This window comes from Mesorhizobium sp. M0195 (genome assembly GCF_040322115.1).
Classification (GTDB): domain Bacteria; phylum Pseudomonadota; class Alphaproteobacteria; order Rhizobiales; family Rhizobiaceae; genus Mesorhizobium.
Genome location: NZ_JAMYSV010000065.1, coordinates 1 through 2,491, shown reverse-complemented (window position 1 = coordinate 2,491; position 2,491 = coordinate 1). Strand labels below are relative to the sequence as shown.

Annotated in this window: 3 protein-coding genes; all 3 read right to left on the bottom strand. The window is 64.7% G+C overall.

Going from position 1 to position 2,491, the window contains the following annotated elements; translation table 11 throughout:
* Positions 1-13: 13 nt before the first annotated feature.
* Positions 14-1,546, bottom strand: coding sequence for an IS66 family transposase (gene tnpC / locus NKJ12_RS31955; RefSeq protein ID WP_352707690.1), 1,533 nt, complete (start codon positions 1,544-1,546; stop codon positions 14-16).
* Positions 1,547-1,615: 69 nt separating this feature from the next.
* The gene (gene tnpB / locus NKJ12_RS31950; RefSeq protein ID WP_023709031.1) at positions 1,616-1,972 is read right to left on the bottom strand and encodes an IS66 family insertion sequence element accessory protein TnpB; all 357 of its coding nucleotides are present in this window, start codon (positions 1,970-1,972) and stop codon (positions 1,616-1,618) included.
* Positions 1,969-2,415, bottom strand: coding sequence for an IS66-like element accessory protein TnpA (tnpA, locus tag NKJ12_RS31945; RefSeq protein WP_352707688.1), 447 nt, complete (start codon positions 2,413-2,415; stop codon positions 1,969-1,971). The genes tnpB and tnpA overlap by 4 nt, the downstream gene beginning before the upstream one ends.
* Positions 2,416-2,491: the final 76 nt, after the last annotated feature.

The following is a 2,491-nucleotide window of genomic DNA, read 5'->3' as shown; positions in this document are numbered from 1 at the left end:
GTAAGCGCTGTTCTCAGGCCACGGCCTTGAGCTCGAGCTTGTCGATGTAGGCCCAGGGCAGGAGATCGTCGATCTGGCTGTTAGGATGGCCGTTGACGATCCTGGTGAGGACATCGGCGACATAGCCGAGCGGCTCAACGCTGTTGAGCTTGCAGGTTTCGATCAGCGAGGCGATGACGGCCCAGTGTTCGGCGCCGCCGTCAGAGCCTGCGAAGAGCGCATTCTTGCGGTTTAGCGCGATCGGACGGATGGAGCGCTCGACGGTGTTGCTGTCGATCTCGATGCGGCCGTCTTCGAGGAAGCGCGAGAGGCCTTCCCAGCGTGAGAGCGTATAGCGGATTGCCTCTGCGAGCTTGGTCTTCTGACTGATCAGGCCGAGCTTCTCACGCAGCCATGGGTCGAGTGCCGCGATGATTGGAGTACTCTTTTCCTGACGCGCAGCGCGGCGCTCGTCGGCCGATCGGCCACGGATGCTGTCCTCGATTTTGTAGAGTTCAGCGATCCGTCTGAGCATCTCGCTGGCGATCGGCGCGGGACCGGCTGCCGCCAGTTCATAGAAGCGCCGGCGCACATGTGCCCAGCAGAAGGCGAGCGTCACGCCGCTCTTCTCGGCCAGCACGCGATAGCCGCCATAACCGTCGACCTGCAAGATTCCGCCAAATCCTGCGAGATGAGCGATCGGCCGCTCGGCCTTTCGGTCCGGCGCATAGACATAGGCCACGCCCGGCGGGTCGCTCCCCTCCCATGGTCGGTCATCGCGGGCATAGGCCCAGAGCTGCCCAGTCTTGGTCTTGCCGCGGCCGGGATCGAGCACCGGCGCCGTGGTCTCGTCAGCGAAGAGTTTTGGTGAGGTCTTCAGCTTGCCAAGCAGCCGCTCATGCACCGGACGCAGGTGCCAGGCGGCGCGGCCGACCCAGTCGGCGAGCGTGGAGCGATCGAGATTGATGCCTTGCCGGGCATAGATCTGCGCCTGACGATAGAGCGGCAAGTGATCGGCGTATTTGGAGACCAGCACCTGGGCGACCGTTGCCTCGGTCGGAAGACCACCCTCGATCAGCCGCGCCGGCGCGGGAGCCTGAACGACCACATCCTCACAGGCGCGGCAGGCATATTTGGGCCGGCGCACGACGATCACACGCAGCTGCGCCGGAACGATATCGAGCCGCTCGCTCACGTCCTCACCGATCCGGTGCAAGTCATTGCGGCAGCACGGGCAGGCATGGTCCTCGATGTCGACCACCATCTCCACGCGCGGCAGATGGGATGGCAGCACGCCCCGGTTCGCTCGGCGCTTTGCGACACGCGCCTGACGTTCGCCATGAGCGGTCTGTGCCTGCTCTTCGTCACCGGCGGCCTCGATCTGCTCGGCCTCTTCGAGCCCCAGCAGCAATTGATCCTCGGGGAGCGTCTCAGCACGGCGGCCGAAGCGGTGGCGCTGCAATTCCTTGATGATCTGGATCAGCCGGGCGTTCTCGACGTCGCGCGCCAGGACCATCGCCTTGAGCGCATCCGGATCGTCGGGAAGCTGGTCCGCCGTCATCGCCATGACCGGATCAGACCATATTCGCCGACAGCCCGCGACAGCGGAATCCAGGCTGATTCACTTCGTCGCGGGTCAGCCGGCCTGGGCTGGAACACGGGTCCGGCGCGCCTCATGGACGCGCCGCCAGTCGAGACCTTCGAGCAGCGCCGAGAGCTGCGCGGCCGTCAGCCGCATCATGCCGTCATGCACCTTCGGCCAGCGGAACTCCCCATCCTCCAAACGCTTGGCATAGAGGCAGACGCCAGTGCCGTCCCAGAAGATCAGCTTGATCCGGTCCGTCCGCTTGGCGCGGAAGACGTAAACCGCCCCACTGAACGGATCGGCGCCCATCGTCTCGCGCACCAGCGCCGCCAGCCCCTCCGCACCCTTGCGGAAGTCGACTGGCTTTGTCGCCACCATTACCTTGACCGCACCCGTCGGCCCGATCACGTCGTTGCCTTAAGCGCGCGGATTACCGCAGCCACCGTCTTGGTATCGGCGCCACGGCCAACGCGCATGGCGACACCGTCGATCTCAAGCTCGATCACGCCGGCGTCGCGGACCGTCTTCTGCTTCCGTAGTCGTGCTGGGCGCTGCGCCACCGGTTCCGGCAAGGACGCTGCAACCACCGCAGGAACGAACAGAGATTCTGATGCCGTCGCCTCTGCCGAGGGCTGACGCGCAGCTCGGCGCCAGGCAAACAGTTGCTGCGGGGAAAGCGCATATCGGCGAGCTACAGCACAAACCGTCTCACCAGCCTCGTAGCTCTCCGCAACGATCCGCGCCTTCTCCTCTGGAGGCCACTCGCGTCGCCGGCCGGAGCCCGTGAACACCTCGAACCGGCGCACCGGCTCCAAATCGTTCGACTTAAGCGTAAACTCTGAAATCGTCATATGTCGAAGCCCTCAAAGGCTCCGAACATCGTCCTTCACGCCGATCCCCGAAAGGTGCCGTCGGAACATCGCTTAC